This window comes from Sporosarcina sp. BI001-red (assembly GCF_003384035.1).
GTDB lineage: Bacteria > Bacillota > Bacilli > Bacillales_A > Planococcaceae > Sporosarcina.
Window position 1 is genome coordinate 13533 of the sequence record NZ_QQAK01000011.1, and the last position, 16610, is coordinate 30142.

Below are 16610 nucleotides of genomic sequence, written 5' to 3' on the forward strand. Positions count from 1 at the left end.
CATGGTTTATGATCACTTCCACAGATTTATGAGCGCTTTCCGTGGTTTATGATCACTTTCCCAGGTTTATGAGCGCTTTCCGTGGTTTATGATCACTTTCCATGGTTTATGATCACTTCCTCAGGTTTATGATCACTTTCCGTGGTTTATGATCACTTCCACAGGTTTATAAGCGCTTCGCTAAGTTTTATTCACATCCACTCTCCCGTGAAGGTTCATACCAATTTAGTAGATCCTCCGCTTCCTCCACATCCATTTGTCTTAGTCGTACGTTGTGAACGCCCATGCCCGACTTCACGTTCAAATGGATGGATGCGACACGTTGACGATGTTGAAAAATCGTTTGACGCATGTGTGCAGATTGGATCCTCTTGCGCATTGTGTAGGAAGTTTCCAAACTAATACCACGCGAGCGCATGGTAACCTGATTGCCACTCACCCGATACGCCGCCGAGCGATGTTGCCAGATGCCAAATCCCATCACTAGAGGCACAATTAGGAGCGCCAACAGTCCGTACGGATAGAAAAACCAACCGACAACTCCTATAACTGGAATCATCCAGATGAAGTCAATTCGATAGAAAAATTTTCGTCCTCGTTTAGGTAATTTCTCCAATGGCTCACGCAAATCTAACTCAGGAAAAATTTCTTGAAGGGGCTCATATAGCGCTCTCTTTTTCACAAGCGGGAAAAGTTGTATCTTAGACCCATCGTCCGCAGCACCTGCGCTATGGACAAGTACACGTCCATATCCGAATAACTGTCTAACAGGATTTTCCACGAAACTCACACTCTGAATGCGGCTAAGCGGGATCGTTGTGCGCTTTTTCTCGATCAATCCGCGTGTAATAATCAGCTCTTCATCTGAAACGCGAACGGTAAACCCGTAATATGAGAAGAACGTCATTGCCACCGATAGTAACCATGCGACAAATAATCCCACTAAAACTAATAAGACAATAATAAATACACCGAACTCAATGAGGCCAGCAAGCTCGTCGCTCACTTTATCAAGGGGCAAAAATTCACCGAACTGGGATAGAAATATGGCAACCCCTGAAAAAATAACACCGATCCCGCCAGACGTTGTCGCCAGTAAAACGAGCTGTTTTGGGTTCAACGAAAACACTCGCTTCTCTTCAGGTTCCGTCTCTACCGACCCCACACCATCCATCTCAACTTCAGACGGGTCTCCTGTTTCTTGCATTTTACGTTTCTTACCCTCTGCAATCCGTATTTTAATTAAATCTGCATCATCACGGGTAACAGCTGTCAACTCCGCCTCAGCTTCTCCTGCGGATGAAGCGGCAGTTTCCACTTGTACTTTCACAAGGCCGAACGGGCGATGAAAGATTCCTTCTGTATAATTCAAACTTTGTATACGTTCAAATGGGATATACCTTTTTTTCCGAACGAACAATCCCGATTCGATCCGCAATTCCCCGTCTTCAAACCAGTAAGTAAACCTTCTCCATTTGATGAACCCACTGGAAACTAAATAGACGACTAAAATAATCCCTAATAGTAAAGACCAATTGTCCAGAATCCAAATTCCGGAGTCATTGTTTCGCCTACCAGAAATCAACACGATCACTAGAGGTAAGATTGCTTCCTTTAAGGCTTTTAGACTTTCGACCAGGACTGTAACCCAGTGCAGTTTGTACCGCGGCTCAGACATCGTCTTCCGCCACCTTCGCAAGCGCTGAAATCCGATTTCTAAGTTCATCCGCTTCCTCGGCCGCTAGCGCAGGGATTGAGTGCACGGTCGCCGCTGAAGAAATCGATATTGCGGACAAATCATATTTCTTTAAAATCGGTCCTTGCGCCGTATCGACGTGTTGAACACGCACCATCGGAATGAGCGTCCGAGTGACGATGAAAATCCCGTGTTGCAACTCTATTTCCGATTCTCTTACTTCATAGCGCCATCGGGACCATCTGATCTTAGGGAATAGGTAGATGAATAGCCATCCATATATTAAGACGACTGCAATAGCAATTATGTATACCCACCACGGCCAATCAAAGAGAAATGTTAGTGTCCCCGCCCCTATTGCCAAAAGTAGCACAACAGCAGTTTGCAACCATCCATATAGGCGCCACACAGTGAGACCTTTACTCGATAACCTGTTCGCCGGTTCTTTTCTCAAGTCGATTCCTCCCTCTCTATTACTAGTGTATACGATTGGAGACGGTAGATGTTTCAAATATCCATAACAAAAAGCTCGGGAAATGCACATTTTCATGTGCACATCCCGAGCTCTCGTTGTGTACGTTTAGTGATTAACGTTCAGACCGTCCGCCACGTGAGCGATCCCGGTTTCCGCCTTCACGACTTCCGCCACTGCTACGACCGTCACGGCTTCCACCGCCACTACGACGTTGGCCACCGCTAAATCCACGACCGCCACCGTGTGAACGAGTGCCGCCACTACGATTGCCTTTATATCCGCCACGGCCACCGCCGCCACCATTGCCACCTCGTGATGGTAATGGGCGCTCTTCTGTAATAGATACAGGAGTTGCGTCTGGCTCGTTTGTTAAGTGCTTTAATGCTGCAGCAACTAGGTCAGTTGCATCGTATTTCGCAAGAAGATCTGTTGCAAATTGAACATAGTCATTCAACTCGTTCTTTTGAACAGCTTCTCCAAGTGTTTCAACTGCCACTTTTTGTTGTCCAAGAAGTGCTTCGTCAGACGTTGGTGGCTGAAGTGGAGTCATACGCTTTTTCGTTGTTTCTTCAACGATGCGAAGGTAACCCATTTCACGTGGTGTTACAAACGTGATTGCCATACCACTCTTACCTGCACGGCCTGTACGGCCAATACGGTGAACGTAGCTTTCAGGATCTTGTGGAATATCAAAGTTGTAAACGTGAGTGACACCAGAGATATCAAGACCACGCGCAGCAACATCGGTTGCAACTAAAATGTCAACTTTACCTTCTTTGAATTGACGCAAAACAGACATACGCTTCGCTTGTGTCAAATCGCCGTGGATTCCTTCAGCAATGTATCCGCGAATATTAAGTGCATGTGAAAGTTCGTCAACGCGACGCTTTGTACGACCGAATACGATCGCAAGTTCCGGCTGTTGTACGTTTAATAGACGAGACAATACATCGAATTTCTCGCGTTCTTGTGCTTTCACGAAGAACTGCTCGATGTTTTCGACTGTCATTTCTTTAGACTTAATCTTGACCATTTCCGGGTTCTTCATGAATGTTTCTGCAATTTTACGAATCGGTCCAGGCATTGTAGCTGAGAATAACAATGTCTGACGTTCTGCAGGTACGTTCTCAAGAATCGCGTTGATGTCTTCGATGAAGCCCATGTTCAACATTTCATCCGCTTCGTCCAATACAAGTGTTTGTACGCCGTCAAGTTTCAATGTTTTACGCTTAATGTGGTCCAAAATACGTCCCGGTGTACCGACAACGATTTGTGGATTATTTTTCAATGCACGGATTTGGCGTGAAATTTCTTGTCCACCAAATACAGAAAGAATACGAGCACGTTTTCCATAACCGATTTTGTAGATTTCTTCAGAAACCTGAATCGCAAGCTCACGAGTTGGAGCAATGACAAGTGCCTGAACTGCAGGGTTGCTTGTATCTACTTTCTCGATCATAGGGATACCAAATGCTGCTGTTTTACCAGTTCCCGTCTGTGCTTGACCGATAACGTCCTTACCTTCCATTCCAAAAGTAACTGTACCTTCTTGAATTGGAGTCGCCTCTTCAAAGCCCATTTTCTTTAGAGAGTCTTGTGTAGATTTACTGATGTTAAGTTCTGAAAATTTCGTCAAACTTCTCAATCTCCTTTGTGTTTTCCATTTGACAATTGGTTACATTTGCAAATGAAAGCGCGGCAAATCGGAGCCTTATGCTTTGGGTATGTTTCCGAACGTATACAAATCTAATGTAGGAAATCATCATATGATCCCGACCACTTAGATGTAGTGGATGAAAGGAAAGCCCGGTCTTTGCCGAGCGGTTCGATAGAGGATTCTCCTCTTTAGCGGCATTGCCGTCAAACCGTTTTATTCAAAAAAAAGCACTCTTCACAAGAGGAAGAGTTCTGCGTAAATGTATCCAATGCTCAGGCTAGTTTACCACACTAAAGACAACATCGCAAGCTATACACTCAACTTGAACATGTCTCCTGTTCGTCTTCTGAGCGCATGAATGCGATCACCTTGTCAAACCACTCCGCACAATCATCACTGTAACAAATATGGTGCTTTCCATTTTCCGAGAAGATCAGCTGTTTCAAAGAGGAACCTAGCGAATGATACAGCAAGTGGGCACTTGAATATGGAACAATCCCATCCTGCTTGCCTTGTACAATACAAACGGGCACAGTGATTCTGTCATAATACGGCTCAATTTGCTGAACAATCCGGGTAAATTGATAAGCTGAACGGATGGGTGTATTCGCCAGTTTATAGCGATACAAGTGGTAAAAAGTGTTCGGTGGAAAGTGTCGAATGACAGGCTCCGTCAGTAAAATCGCCGCATCTGCCACTAATAATCTTGGGGAGATGTACTTCGCAGCAGCACTCAGTAAGACGAGCCGTTCGACAGGATAGCGAAGCGCAAGGTACAGGGCAATTAAGCCCCCCATCGAAAAACCAACGACAAAAATGCGATCTGTACGTTTACTTAGTCGTCTATAAGCGAGTTCTGCTTCCATGAGCCAGGCTTCTGCAGTGATTTCAGCAAGTCTGCCCCCTGGTTCGTGCCCCGGTAATACGGGGACATCGATCATCCAGTTCGTCTTGTCCTTTAAAAACTGAATGAACGGGCGCACTTCAAAAGATCCGCCCGTAAATCCATGCAGAATAATTACACCTGTTTTCACGGATTACTCCTCCGTTTCCAATACACCTTTCAACACGTTTTCAAGCGCCATCCCACGAGATCCTTTCAACAGAATAATGGATTGGTCGTCAATGGATTCAAGTAGTTTCTCGATAATAGGTGCATAATCTTTTTCTGTCCAAATCAGTTCTGCAGTCGTATTTCGGTTGCGAAGTTCGTCATATAACCAATGCATTCTAGGTCCGTATAGGGCGATTCCCTTCAACTGTAGGTTGGCAAGTTGGTCGGCAACTGATTCATGGAAATGTCGTTCATCTTGTCCAAGTTCCAGCATATCCCCCAGTACTATCCACTTATCACGGCGAAGTTCTGTCTGGCCAATAAAGGTCAAAGCAGCATGCAACGATGTAGGTGCGGCGTTATACGCGTCATTGATGAACAATGCTCCGCTTTTTGCTGTGACTGGCTGCATACGCATCGGCGTTAAGACCGCATTCAACAGCGCTCTCCGGATCGTTTCCTCAGTCATACCGAGTTTTTTTGCGACCAGCATGGCTGCGAGTGAATTTTTCACTTGGTGCTCTCCGAATACCGGGATGACAAATTGGCCTTCCAACTGACCTGCTACTGTAAATCGACTTCCTTGCTCAGTGACTTGAATGTCTTTCGCAAGAAGGTCGCTCGTACTCCCATATCCAAAAGCTCGCGCATCAAGTTCTGGATGCTCATTCACAAGTGCTGTCAAAAGTGGCTCGTCGCCATCATAGTAAAATGCTCCGTTTGATGAAAGCCCATCTATAATTTCGAATTTCGCCTTCGCAATCCCTTCTCGACTTCCAAGATCCTGCATGTGAGCTTCACCGATATTCGTAATGATGGCAATATCCGGCTTCGCTAATTGAGAAAGGAATGAAATTTCCCCAAAGCCGCTCATCCCCATTTCCAGAACAGCGACTTCAGTATCTTCTTCAAGAGAAAGAATTGTCAGCGGCATGCCGAGCTCATTGTTGAAGTTCCCCTCTGTTTTACGTACTGCGAATGAGTCACCTAAAACACTTGCCAGTAAATCTTTTGTCGATGTCTTCCCGTTCGAACCGGTAACACCGATCACTTTACATGTCAGCTGTTCACGATAGTTACGGGCAAGTTGCTGCAGTGCGAGTTCCGCATTCTCAACAAATAGGAGTGGAATGTCTTCAGGTGGATTCGGTTCATCGGCAAGCCAAAGTGAAGCAGACGCCCCATTTTCGATAGCAGATCGGACATACGTATGCCCATTTGCATGTTCTCCACGGAAAGGGATGAATAGCTCCCCTTCCTTGATGTTTCTCGAGTCAATCGTTGCACCCGTCACTATAATTCCTTCTAAAAGTTGTCCAGAAGCATCCAACCAGTTAGCGAGTTCAGTCAGTTTTCGTTTCATTAGTTATCCCACTCAATCCATTGTGTATTGTATCTGTTGTTTTTCTGCATGACGCGCAACGGCCAACTCTATTAGGCGGTCAATCAATTCCGGATAGCTAACGCCGGTATGTTGCCAAAGTAGTGGGAACATACTTGTCGGTGTAAATCCAGGCATCGTATTGACTTCGTTGATGAGCACTTCGTCATTCTCTGTCACAAAGAAGTCTGCTCGAACGAGTCCAGCACAGTCGAGTACTTTGAATGCACGGTATGCCATGTCTTTCATATGGTTTGCAACGGCATCCGGTACTTGCGCAGGAATCATTAATTCTGTGTTCCCGTCTTGGTATTTCGCTTCGTAGTCGTAAAATGCTGCAACTGGCTTAATTTCCCCGGGAACTGAACATGCAGGCTCATCATTTCCCAGTACACCCATTTCGATTTCACGCGCAGTGACACCTTGCTCCACAATAATCTTTCGATCGAATTTCAGTGCAAATGCAATTGCTTGCTTCAATCCATCCCGGTCGTCAGCTTTACTAATGCCAACACTAGAGCCCAAGTTAGCTGGTTTTACAAACACCGGGTATTCAAGTGTTTGTTCTGCCGCGTCCAGTAAGCGGGTTTCTTCTTTTTCCCATTCTGAGCGTATGAAGTGAACATAAGGTACTTGAGCTAGACCAGCTTGAGCAAATAGTTGTTTCATGACAACTTTATCCATCCCTGCTGATGAGGAGAGGACACCATTGCCTGCGTATGGGATGTTCATCACTTCGAAAAGTCCTTGAACCGTCCCATCTTCCCCATTGGTTCCGTGCAATAGTGGCAAGATGACATCCGGCTTACTTTCGAGTTGAAGGAATTGGGCGATACTATCCGGCTCACTTATTCCATTTCCGTCCAAACGCAATTGTTCGATGGTTTCCACAGGTGCCATAAGTGATGTGCCAGTACGCCACTCCCCTTCAGGCGTTATGTAAATCGGCATCACTTCGTATGTGTCAAAATTGACTGCCTGTGTAGCAGCGCGCGCTGTAGACAAGGAAACCTCATGTTCTGCTGACTTTCCTCCATAAACTAATCCTAGCTTTTTTTTCATAATAATCCCTCTCAATCCGTTAGTTTTCGTCTCACTAGTTTACCATGAACCGCGGATGAAGCTAGAAAAAACCTTCCTCCTCATCTATTGTTAGAGTAATAAGTTTTTCAATGAAGAAACTTCTGATTCCACAATCACGTCTTATGAACCACGTGATTCTTTGACCTAACTACGCTATACTTTACCAATCATTTCCTTAGGGAGGAGTATCGCCTTGAAACTTTCAACCAAGTGGACAGACAGATTTGACTGGACACTTGCCTTTTATCTTTTATTATTTTGTATCGTTAGTTTGACCGCAATCGGTTCTGCTCAAAACTCTGGACAATACCAAACAAACTTCATTCCACTGCAAATCAGGTGGTATGTCCTTGGTGCATTTATCATTTTTGTTATGATTCAGCTCGAACCACAGCAATATAAAAAATTGGCATGGCCTCTTTACGGCTTTGGAATCTTCTTATTGGTATTTCTAATGTTGGCACCTGGAGGACAAGACCAAATCGCCGAAATCCGCCTAGGTGCGAAGCGTTGGTTACATTTACCTGTCATCGGAACGATCCAACCTTCAGAGTTCATTAAGACTTTTTTCATACTAGGATTAGCACGAACTGTTAGTGTTCACCATGAACGTCATCCAGGTAAATCACTTAAGTTGGATATGTTGTTGCTTGGAAAAGTGGGCGCGATGTTGCTTGTTCCACTTGCTTTCATTATGAAGCAACCAGATCTCGGAACATCTCTTGTATTCATTGCGATTACAATTGCCGTCGTCATCGTATCTGGGATCTCCTGGAAACTGTTAGCTCCATTGATGGCAGTCGGCGTAACGCTAGGAGCAACTCTATTATGGATGGCGATTTACGCACAAGACTTTTTGCAAAAGCTCGGTTTTGACCCTTATCAATTTAAACGTGTCTATTCGTGGCTAGACCCCTATTCGTACCCTGGTGAAGAAGGGTATAATTTAATCCAGGCGATGACGGCGATTGGTTCTGGAGAATTCACAGGAAAAGGCTTCAAAGAAAGCGTTGTCTATATCCCCGAAAACCACACAGACTTCATCATTAGTGTCATTGGAGAAGAGTGGGGTTTTATCGGAACGAGTTTACTGATTACACTGTTCTTCGTCTTTATTTATCATTTAACAAAAATTGCATTGACACTGAAAGATACATTTAGTGTATATGTGACAGCCGGTGTGATTGCTATGTTAGCTTTCCATGTGTTAGAAAATATCGGGATGAATATTCAGCTGTTGCCGATAACAGGAATCCCTCTCCCTTTCATTAGTTACGGAGGAAGTTCCTTGTTTAGTAATATGTTTGCGATTGGGTTGGTTTTCAGCATGCGATTCCACCAACAAAATTACTTGTTTGAAACAGATGAAGAGTAACCGGACAAAACAGGAAAATTTCCTCTTGTGGAGATGGGTACGATTTCGGTTATAATGAGTGACTGTAACTCTTATGAAACGACAAAGGTGACATTATATGAAAATAGAACAAAAATCTGCGGACCGATTCGATTGGCCGCTAGCATTTCTCTTGCTTATGTTTGGAGCAATCAGTTTGGTTGCCATTTCCTCTGCTCAAACCACAGGACAATATGGCATTAACTTCATACCATCGCAAATTCAATGGTATGTCGTAGGTTCGATTATTATTGCGGCTACGATGTACTTCGAACCCGAACAATATAAGAAAGCAGCATGGCTCATTTACGGTGCCGGAATATTTGCGTTGTTCGTGTTGTACATCCTACCAGGAGGTCTGGACCTCGTCGCCCCTAAGAATGGAGCAAAAAGTTGGTTCCACTTACCAGGTATCGGTAGTATCCAGCCTGCCGAGTTTATGAAGACATTTTTCATCATCGGACTTGCACGCGTCATTACAAAACACCACGAAAAGTTTACAGAGAAAACGATACAGACCGATTTTATGTTACTTCTAAAAATTGGTGTCGTACTAATTGTGCCGTTATTTTTCATCATGATGCAGCCTGACCTTGGTACCGCGCTAGTTTTCCTTGCAATCACTGCAGCTCTTGCCGTAGTAGCAGGGATTACGTGGAAAATCCTCCTCCCGATTTTTTTAGGAGGTGCATCAATTGGCGGTACGATGCTCTTCATGGCATTATATGCCCAAGATTTCTTAACGTCACTTGGTTTTAAAACGTATCAGTTCCAAAGAATCTATTCATGGCTCGATCCCTATTCGTACTCATCAAACGAAGGGTTGCATCTCATCACTTCTTTGAATGCAATCGGATCCGGTGAGATTTTTGGAAAGGGGTTTAAAGCCCGCGAAGTGTATGTCCCAGAAAGTCATACGGACTTCATATTCAGTGTAATTGGGGAAGAGTGGGGATTCTTCGGTGCATGCGTCGTCATTTGTCTATACTTTTTCCTTATTTATCATTTGACGAAGATCGCGTTGGAGTTAAAAGATCCTTTCAGTACGTATATTGCTGCAGGGATTATCGCAATGATCACATTCCACGTATTTGAAAATATTGGTATGACGATTCAACTCCTTCCGATTACGGGTATTCCTCTTCCATTTATCAGCTATGGAGGAAGTTCGCTGATGGGTAACATGCTCGCTATCGGTCTGATTTTCAGTATGAAGTTCCACCATCGGACGTATATGTTTAAATCAGATGAAGAAGAATAAAAAACACGTCCACAGAAAATCCTGTGGACGTGTTTTTTAGTTATGGTTGGATTTGCGGGTCTTGCTGAGCGGGCGGTGTAAGAGCCTTCAGCATATCTAGACGCGATTTTGTCATTGTAGCGGAAACACCTAACTTCGCTAAGTTTGTGATGATCTTCTTCAAATCGATTTCTTTCGCCATCTGGTTCCACCTCAACCTTTCTATAGTGCAGGACGCACAAATTGGATGTAAGGTTCTATTATGTTCAAATCGTGATGTTTTCTTTGTCTAACTTTATTATACCACGATTGTCAAGTTTTTAACCTTTCAATTATGTTACAAAATCACTTTCTTCGTAAACTTTATTGCACAGTCTTAAAAAGTTGACATACCCCCTACTGGTACATTACGCTTTAAAAAAGGAAGGGGTGACGAACATGGTTAATGAAAATGAACTTTTAGTTGACGAGGAATTCTCTTGTCGCAAAAGTCACCACCCCGAAAGTGTCAAAACAAATCTTATTCATCGCTTGAATCGTGTAGAAGGTCAAATACGCGGTATTCGTAAAATGGTTGAGAACGATGTGTATTGCGATGACATTATTACTCAATTCGCGGCTACACAATCTGCTTTGAATGGCGCTGCCAAAGTATTATTGGACGGACATTTAAAAGGGTGTGTGAAAGATCGGCTAGCTGAAGGCGATGATGCCGTTCTGGATGAATTACTCATTACCATTTCAAAATTGATGAGAAAATAAAGGAGGGAATTTAAAATGGAACAAACAACATTAACAGTCAAAGGCATGTCTTGTGGACATTGTGTAAAAGCGGTTGAAGATAGTGTGGGCAAACTTACGGGTGTTGAATCCGTTTCCGTTAACCTAGATGCAGGAACTGTGCAAGTTTCGCATGATGCAACTACAGCCGATCGGAAAGTAATCGAAGAAACGATTGAAGACCAAGGGTACGACGTCGTTCAGTAATTCTTACTGAGACCGCATGCCAACGCTATGCGGTTTTTTTCATATTATCCTGAAACACTATGGCAAATGCCATTTTTATTTTCATGAATTTATACCCCCATGAGGTACATAGAGGAGGTCGAGTATGATGAGTGAGAAACGAATAGATATTCCCATCACCGGAATGACTTGTGCAGCTTGTGCAAACCGGATTGAAAAAGGGCTCTCCCGCATGGATGGGGTGCAAGAAGTTGCTGTTAATTTTGCAACTGAAAAAGCTGCTGTGACGGTCGACACCGATGCTGCCGATTTACTTGCCATCCGCGCTAAAATTCAGTCACTCGGCTATGATGTGACTGAACGCCAAGTTGATTTACAGCTGACAGGTATGACATGTGCAGCGTGTTCTGCCCGGATTGAAAAAGTACTTTCCCGGATGCCGGGTGTTTTCAGTGTGAATGTGAATTTAGCACTTGAGACAGGTCACGTCACGTATGATCCGACCACACTTTCTATAGATGAGATTATCGAAAAGATAGAAAAGATTGGTTATGGTGCTTTTGTTAAAGGTGGAGACACTACGACTGATGGAGACCCTCGAAAAACGGAAATACGAAAAAAAACGAGAACATTCTTGATTTCTGCCGTACTTTCTCTGCCACTTTTATGGACCATGTTCGCTCATTTCTCTTTTACTAGTTGGATGTATGTACCAAGCTTGCTTATGAATCCGTATTTCCAGTGGATACTTGCCACGCCGGTCCAGTTCTGGATTGGCTCCATATTCTATAAAGGTGCGTATTCTGCACTTCGAAATGGGAGTGCCAATATGGACGTGCTCGTTGTGCTCGGAACGTCCGCAGCTTATTTCTATTCCGTTTTCTTGGTCCTCTCAGGCTCGGGTCATGGCTTGTATTTTGAAACAAGCGCTGTCCTGATTACACTGATTTTACTCGGAAAGCTATTTGAAGCACGTGCCAAAGGGCATTCATCGGATGCTATAAAAAAACTGATGGGACTGCAACCAACGATGGCAATCGTAGAGCGTGATGGTGTCGCTTCAGAAATTCCGATTTCCGATGTTCAAGTAGGCGATGTGCTTGTGATTCGCCCAGGTGCTTCAGTTCCAGTAGATGCGGAAGTGCTTTCTGGTTCGTCCGCAGTAGACGAATCGATGCTGACTGGTGAAAGCCTACCTGTCGATAAAGTAGCGGGAGATCTGTTGTATGCTGCTACTGTCAATGCAAACGGTTCCTTGCGGGTTTGCGCGAAGAACATAGGCAAAGATACGATGCTCTCCGGAATCATTCGAGTTGTTGAAGAAGCACAAGGATCGAAAGCGCCTATACAGCGCTTAGCTGATAAAATCTCTGGCGTGTTCGTTCCAGTCGTTGTTGGAATCGCTGTTATCACTTTTCTCGTTTGGTACTTCTTTGTAACGCCTGGCAATTTCGCTGAAGCGCTGACGAGTACGATTGCGGTATTGGTAATTGCCTGTCCATGTGCACTTGGACTTGCGACTCCGACATCGATCATGGCTGGGTCTGGTCGGGCCGCAGAGCACGGGATTCTATTCAAAACTGCGGAAGCGATGGAACAGACGAAATCGATTGATACGATTGTGTTTGATAAAACGGGTACGATTACCAAAGGGACACCTGAAGTGACGGACTTCTTCACTTCGGATTCATCAAATAGAAATAGGTTAATTGCTTTAGCAGCTGCGGCGGAAAATGATTCTGAACATCCGGTTGCTCGTGCAATTACTGATTATGGAGTGGAACTTGGTGTTCAAGTTGGGACAGTTGAAAAGTTCGAATCGATTCCTGGACATGGGATCCACTGTAAGGTCGATGACGCTGAAGTGTTGCTCGGAAACCTGAAATTATTGGAGCGCTTTGGCGTTTCGGTCGATGAAGGAGTTGCAGACGTAGCTTCCCTTGAAAATGATGGGAAAACGGTGATGTATATGGCGGCAGACGGCAATCATGTTGCGATGATTGCTGTTGCGGATACAGTGAAAGAGACGTCTGCTCAGGCCGTGAAAGAATTGCATGCACTTGGGTTAGAAGTCATTATGCTGACAGGCGATCAGGAACGAACCGCGAAGTCGATTGCAGCGGCTGTTGGAATTGACAGAGTCTTCGCCGGTGTCCTGCCTGACCAAAAAGCGCAAACGATATTGCAATTGCAAGCTGAAGGAAAACGGGTTGCAATGGCAGGTGACGGCATTAACGATGCTCCCGCGCTAGCAGTAGCGGATATCGGAATAGCGATGGGCACAGGAACTGCAGTTGCGATGGAAGCAGCTGATGTTACCTTGATGCATGGTGACTTGTTGCGTGTTCCAGATACGCTTGCGATGAGCCGACTGACTGTAAGGAACATTAAACAGAACTTGTTCTGGGCGCTTGCCTACAATTCAATCGGCATTCCGATTGCGGCTTCTGGCTTATTAGCCCCTTGGGTAGCAGGTGCTGCCATGGCGTTTAGTTCCGTATCTGTTGTATTGAATGCACTCAGATTGCAGCGCGTGAAGTTACGTTCATAATCACAATTTCATGAGAGACTGAAAGAAATGGGCCATTTCCACTTCTTTCAGTTTTTTTGTGGCGTTGGATGTGTTTTTGTTTTCAAGGACAAATTCCTTTGTTCATGTATACTATAGAAATACAAACCATTTCCAGAAAGGCGGCATACAATGGCAGGATTAATCGGCTTTCTTACGATCGCATTACTTATTCTAAACATCCTGCTTGCGGGAGTTCTAATATTCTTGGAACGGCGTGACGCAGCATCTACATGGGCTTGGCTACTTGTCCTATTTTTCATTCCTCTCTTTGGCTTCATTATCTATCTACTTTTCGGAAGACAGCTTCGGAAGCGTCACTTGTTTCGCTGGTCAGGTCGAGATCGCATTGGGATTGAGACTTTGATCGACTACCAAATGGAAGCGATTGAAGATGAAACCTTTGAATTCCAACTTGATGATACCGCACATTACCACGATATGATTTATTTACATTTAAGAAATAACCATGCGGTGTTAACGCAAGATAATGATGTAGAAATCTTTAATGATGGTGCTGCTAAGTTTGAAGCACTTATTGAGGACTTGGAAAATGCCAAGGATCATATCCATTTCCAGTATTACATTATGCGACTCGACAAGCTTGGTAGTAGAATCATGGAAGTCCTCGTGAGAAAAGCTAAGCAAGGTATAAAGGTCCGTGTGCTCTTTGATGATATAGGATCGCGTGGATTACACGTAAAACACCTGAAAGAGTTGACAGATGCAGGCGGAGAAGCTGTATCCTTCTTCCCGGCTGTGTTACCGCTCATTAATCCGCGTATGAATTACCGGAACCACCGTAAAATCGTCGTGGTCGATGGCAGGATCGGGTATGTTGGCGGATTCAACGTTGGAGACGAGTATCTCGGATTGAGCAAGAAGTTTGGCTATTGGCGGGATACGCATTTGAGAATTGAAGGCAGTGCTGTGCATCCGTTGCAGACCCGTTTCTTGTTAGATTGGAATCAGGCATTGGCATCGAGTGAAGTTCAATACAACGATCGCTACTTCCCTGTTATTCCTCGTAAAGGTTCGGTCGGCATGCAAATTGTTTCAAGCGGACCCGATGCAGAATGGGAACAGATCAAGGACGGCTATTTAAAGATGATTTTCATCGCGAAAGAATACATTTACATTCAAACGCCTTATTTCATTCCTGATGTCAGTTTCTTGGACGCATTGCGTATTGCATGCTTGTCCGGGATAGATGTACGGATTATGATCCCGAATAAGCCGGATCACATGTTTGTCTACTGGGCGACTTATTCGAATATCGGAACGTTGCTGAAAGCTGGAGCGCGCGTCTACATTTACGAGAACGGGTTCATACATGCGAAGCAGATTGTTGTGGATGATGAATTATCAACCGTTGGTACAGCTAATATCGATGAGCGTAGTTTCCGTCTCAATTTCGAGATTAATGCGTTCATCTACGATCGAGAAAAGTCACGTGAACTTGCGGAGCTGTTTGAACAAGACATTCAGTTATCGACCGAGTTGACGTATGATATGTATTTGAATCGCTCACGAACGATTAAGATTAAAGAATCAATATCACGATTGTTGTCACCTATTTTATAATGTCTTTGCGTATCGGGACACCTCCTATTTGGGGGTGTTCTTTTTTTGTGGGATTGGGGGGTGTTTGAGCGGATTCCCGGCCTACTTGAGCAGATTCCTGGCCCGCTTGAGCGGATTCCCGGCCTGCTTGAGCAGATTCCCAGCCCGCTTGAGCAGATTCCCGGCTTGCTTGAGCGGATTCCCGGCCTGCTTGAGCGGATTCCATGCTTGCTTGAGCGGATTCCTGGCTTGCTTGAGCGGATTCCCGGCTTGCTTGAGCGGATTCCAAGCCGTGAGCGGATTCCCGGCCCGCTTGAGTTCGCTTGAGCAGATTCCTGGCTTGCTTGAGCAGATTCCTGGCTTGCTTGACCAGATTCCCGGCCCGCTTGACCAGATTCCCGGCCCGCTTGAGCAGATTCCCGGCTTGCTTGAGCGGATCCCTGGTCTGCTTGAGCAGATTCCTGGCCCGCTTGAGCGGATTCCTGGCCCGCTTGAGCGGATTCCCGGCCTACTTGAGCGGATTCCTGGCCCGCTTGAGCGGATTCCCGGCTTGCTTGAGCAGATCGACTAGAATCCTAGAAACGGAGAAGCTCATTTTGGCCATGAAGACAAAGAAAAAAGGACTGCAGTTGCAGCCCCTTTCCTTTTCACTCCACTCCGAGGTATTCCTCGAGTGTGATATTTTTCTTGAAGATTTCCTCAGCTATTGGCTTTCCAACGTAGCGGTAGTGCCACGCTTCATGCATATATCCTGTGATTTGTTCTTTGTGATTCGGGTAGCGCAAAATGAACCCGTAGCGGTGAGCATTTGCGAGCAACCATTTGCCTGCTTCAGTTGTACCGAACGAAGATGATGCCCAATGCTTTTCATGATTCACTTCACCGATATCGAACGCAAGACCCGTTTGGTGTTCCGAATAACCGGGTCGTGCACTGTAGCGATCTGCCGCTTCGACTCCATCTCGATCCGCATAACGATTATAAAGCGTCACTTGATAGTCATACGATCGATATGTGCTAAACGCCGTTAAGTTGTAACTGGAAAGTTGTGCTTCCGCAGCCATTTCCTCAAATGCAGCGCGAGCTTCTTTGTTTTCCCCAGGTGCAAAAGTTTCTGGTAGTGGATACTTTTTGTTGGCGATTAAGATGTTTTTTACATAGGTCGGTTTGCTTGGCAATTTCTGTCCCTCCACGTATCCTCCATCAAAAGATTGTTCTTCCTTGCTTGGTTGTTCTTCCTTGCTTGGTTCCTCTGGCTCTACTTCTGCAGGAGGTAGATTTTGTTCATCCTCTTCGCCCTTTTCAAGACTCTTTTCAGGTGCTTTGTCTTCAGAGTCGGGGGAGGCTTCTGGTAATTCATTATCCGCATTTGATAAACCCGCTTGTTCTAACGTTTTCTCAACGTCCCAATCATTCGTACCCATCCATATAATCAGTCCGACTATCGCGGCAACGACAATTAGTAACATCGCTTTTAGCCCCGTAGACTGTTTCTTGCTCTTTCGCCTTCTGTCTTGTCTTCGTTTCATTAGA

16 protein-coding genes are annotated in these 16610 nt (G+C 44.9%); 8 read left to right on the top strand and 8 right to left on the bottom strand.

What is annotated here, in order from left to right; all coding sequences use genetic code 11:
- Positions 1 to 187 precede the first annotated feature (187 nt).
- The 6 genes from DVB69_RS07155 to DVB69_RS07180 form a co-directional block, all read right to left on the bottom strand.
- Positions 188 to 1678, bottom strand: a complete 1491-nt coding sequence (locus DVB69_RS07155; protein WP_158541058.1) for a PH domain-containing protein — start codon at positions 1676 to 1678, stop codon at positions 188 to 190.
- The gene (locus DVB69_RS07160) at positions 1671 to 2150 is read right to left on the bottom strand and encodes a PH domain-containing protein (protein ID WP_116018066.1); all 480 of its coding nucleotides are present in this window, start codon (positions 2148 to 2150) and stop codon (positions 1671 to 1673) included. Before DVB69_RS07160 ends, DVB69_RS07155 begins: the two co-directional genes overlap by 8 nt.
- Before the next feature lie 133 nt (positions 2151 to 2283).
- The gene (gene cshA / locus DVB69_RS07165) at positions 2284 to 3807 is read right to left on the bottom strand and encodes a degradosome RNA helicase CshA (RefSeq protein WP_116018068.1); all 1524 of its coding nucleotides are present in this window, start codon (positions 3805 to 3807) and stop codon (positions 2284 to 2286) included.
- A gap of 338 nt (positions 3808 to 4145) precedes the next feature.
- On the bottom strand, positions 4146 to 4862 hold the full coding sequence (locus tag DVB69_RS07170; RefSeq protein ID WP_116018070.1) for an alpha/beta hydrolase: 717 nt from the start codon (positions 4860 to 4862) through the stop codon (positions 4146 to 4148).
- A gap of 3 nt (positions 4863 to 4865) precedes the next feature.
- Positions 4866 to 6245: a UDP-N-acetylmuramoyl-tripeptide--D-alanyl-D-alanine ligase gene (locus tag DVB69_RS07175; RefSeq protein WP_116018072.1), complete on the bottom strand. Its 1380-nt coding sequence runs from the start codon at positions 6243 to 6245 to the stop codon at positions 4866 to 4868.
- 12 nt (positions 6246 to 6257) lie between these two features.
- The gene (locus DVB69_RS07180) at positions 6258 to 7325 is read right to left on the bottom strand and encodes a D-alanine--D-alanine ligase (protein WP_116018074.1); all 1068 of its coding nucleotides are present in this window, start codon (positions 7323 to 7325) and stop codon (positions 6258 to 6260) included.
- Positions 7326 to 7539: 214 nt separating this feature from the next.
- Here DVB69_RS07180 and DVB69_RS07185 point away from each other — a divergent pair, with 214 nt between their 5' ends.
- Positions 7540 to 8721 carry an FtsW/RodA/SpoVE family cell cycle protein gene (locus DVB69_RS07185; protein WP_116018076.1) on the top strand — a complete coding sequence of 394 codons (1182 nt, stop codon included), beginning with the start codon at positions 7540 to 7542 and terminating at the stop codon, positions 8719 to 8721.
- Between the two features lie 97 nt (positions 8722 to 8818).
- Positions 8819 to 10000, top strand: coding sequence for an FtsW/RodA/SpoVE family cell cycle protein (locus DVB69_RS07190; RefSeq protein WP_116018078.1), 1182 nt, complete (start codon positions 8819 to 8821; stop codon positions 9998 to 10000).
- A gap of 40 nt (positions 10001 to 10040) precedes the next feature.
- Here DVB69_RS07190 and DVB69_RS17680 read toward each other — a convergent pair whose 3' ends face one another.
- Positions 10041 to 10181, bottom strand: a complete 141-nt coding sequence (locus tag DVB69_RS17680; protein ID WP_172643597.1) for an Lmo0850 family protein — start codon at positions 10179 to 10181, stop codon at positions 10041 to 10043.
- A 236-nt stretch (positions 10182 to 10417) separates the two neighbouring features.
- On the opposite strand from DVB69_RS17680, the gene DVB69_RS07195 reads away from it, so the two are divergent.
- From DVB69_RS07195 to DVB69_RS07220, 6 genes are all read left to right on the top strand, one after another.
- Complete coding sequence (locus DVB69_RS07195) at positions 10418 to 10741, top strand: metal-sensitive transcriptional regulator (protein WP_116018080.1); 324 nt, start codon at positions 10418 to 10420, stop codon at positions 10739 to 10741.
- 15 nt (positions 10742 to 10756) lie between these two features.
- Positions 10757 to 10966, top strand: a complete 210-nt coding sequence (gene copZ / locus DVB69_RS07200; protein WP_116018082.1) for a copper chaperone CopZ — start codon at positions 10757 to 10759, stop codon at positions 10964 to 10966.
- Positions 10967 to 11093: 127 nt separating this feature from the next.
- A complete protein-coding gene (locus DVB69_RS07205) occupies positions 11094 to 13496 on the top strand; it encodes a heavy metal translocating P-type ATPase (protein WP_116018825.1) in 2403 nt (800 codons plus the stop codon).
- 150 nt (positions 13497 to 13646) lie between these two features.
- A complete protein-coding gene (gene cls / locus DVB69_RS07210) occupies positions 13647 to 15098 on the top strand; it encodes a cardiolipin synthase (protein ID WP_116018084.1) in 1452 nt (483 codons plus the stop codon).
- A 45-nt stretch (positions 15099 to 15143) separates the two neighbouring features.
- Positions 15144 to 15404: a hypothetical protein gene (locus DVB69_RS17465; protein WP_147300763.1), complete on the top strand. Its 261-nt coding sequence runs from the start codon at positions 15144 to 15146 to the stop codon at positions 15402 to 15404.
- Between the two features lie 13 nt (positions 15405 to 15417).
- Complete coding sequence (locus DVB69_RS07220) at positions 15418 to 15648, top strand: hypothetical protein (RefSeq protein ID WP_147300764.1); 231 nt, start codon at positions 15418 to 15420, stop codon at positions 15646 to 15648.
- Between the two features lie 76 nt (positions 15649 to 15724).
- On the opposite strand, the gene DVB69_RS07225 is transcribed toward DVB69_RS07220, so the two are convergent.
- A complete protein-coding gene (locus DVB69_RS07225) occupies positions 15725 to 16606 on the bottom strand; it encodes a M15 family metallopeptidase (RefSeq protein WP_233505350.1) in 882 nt (293 codons plus the stop codon).
- Positions 16607 to 16610 lie beyond the last annotated feature (4 nt).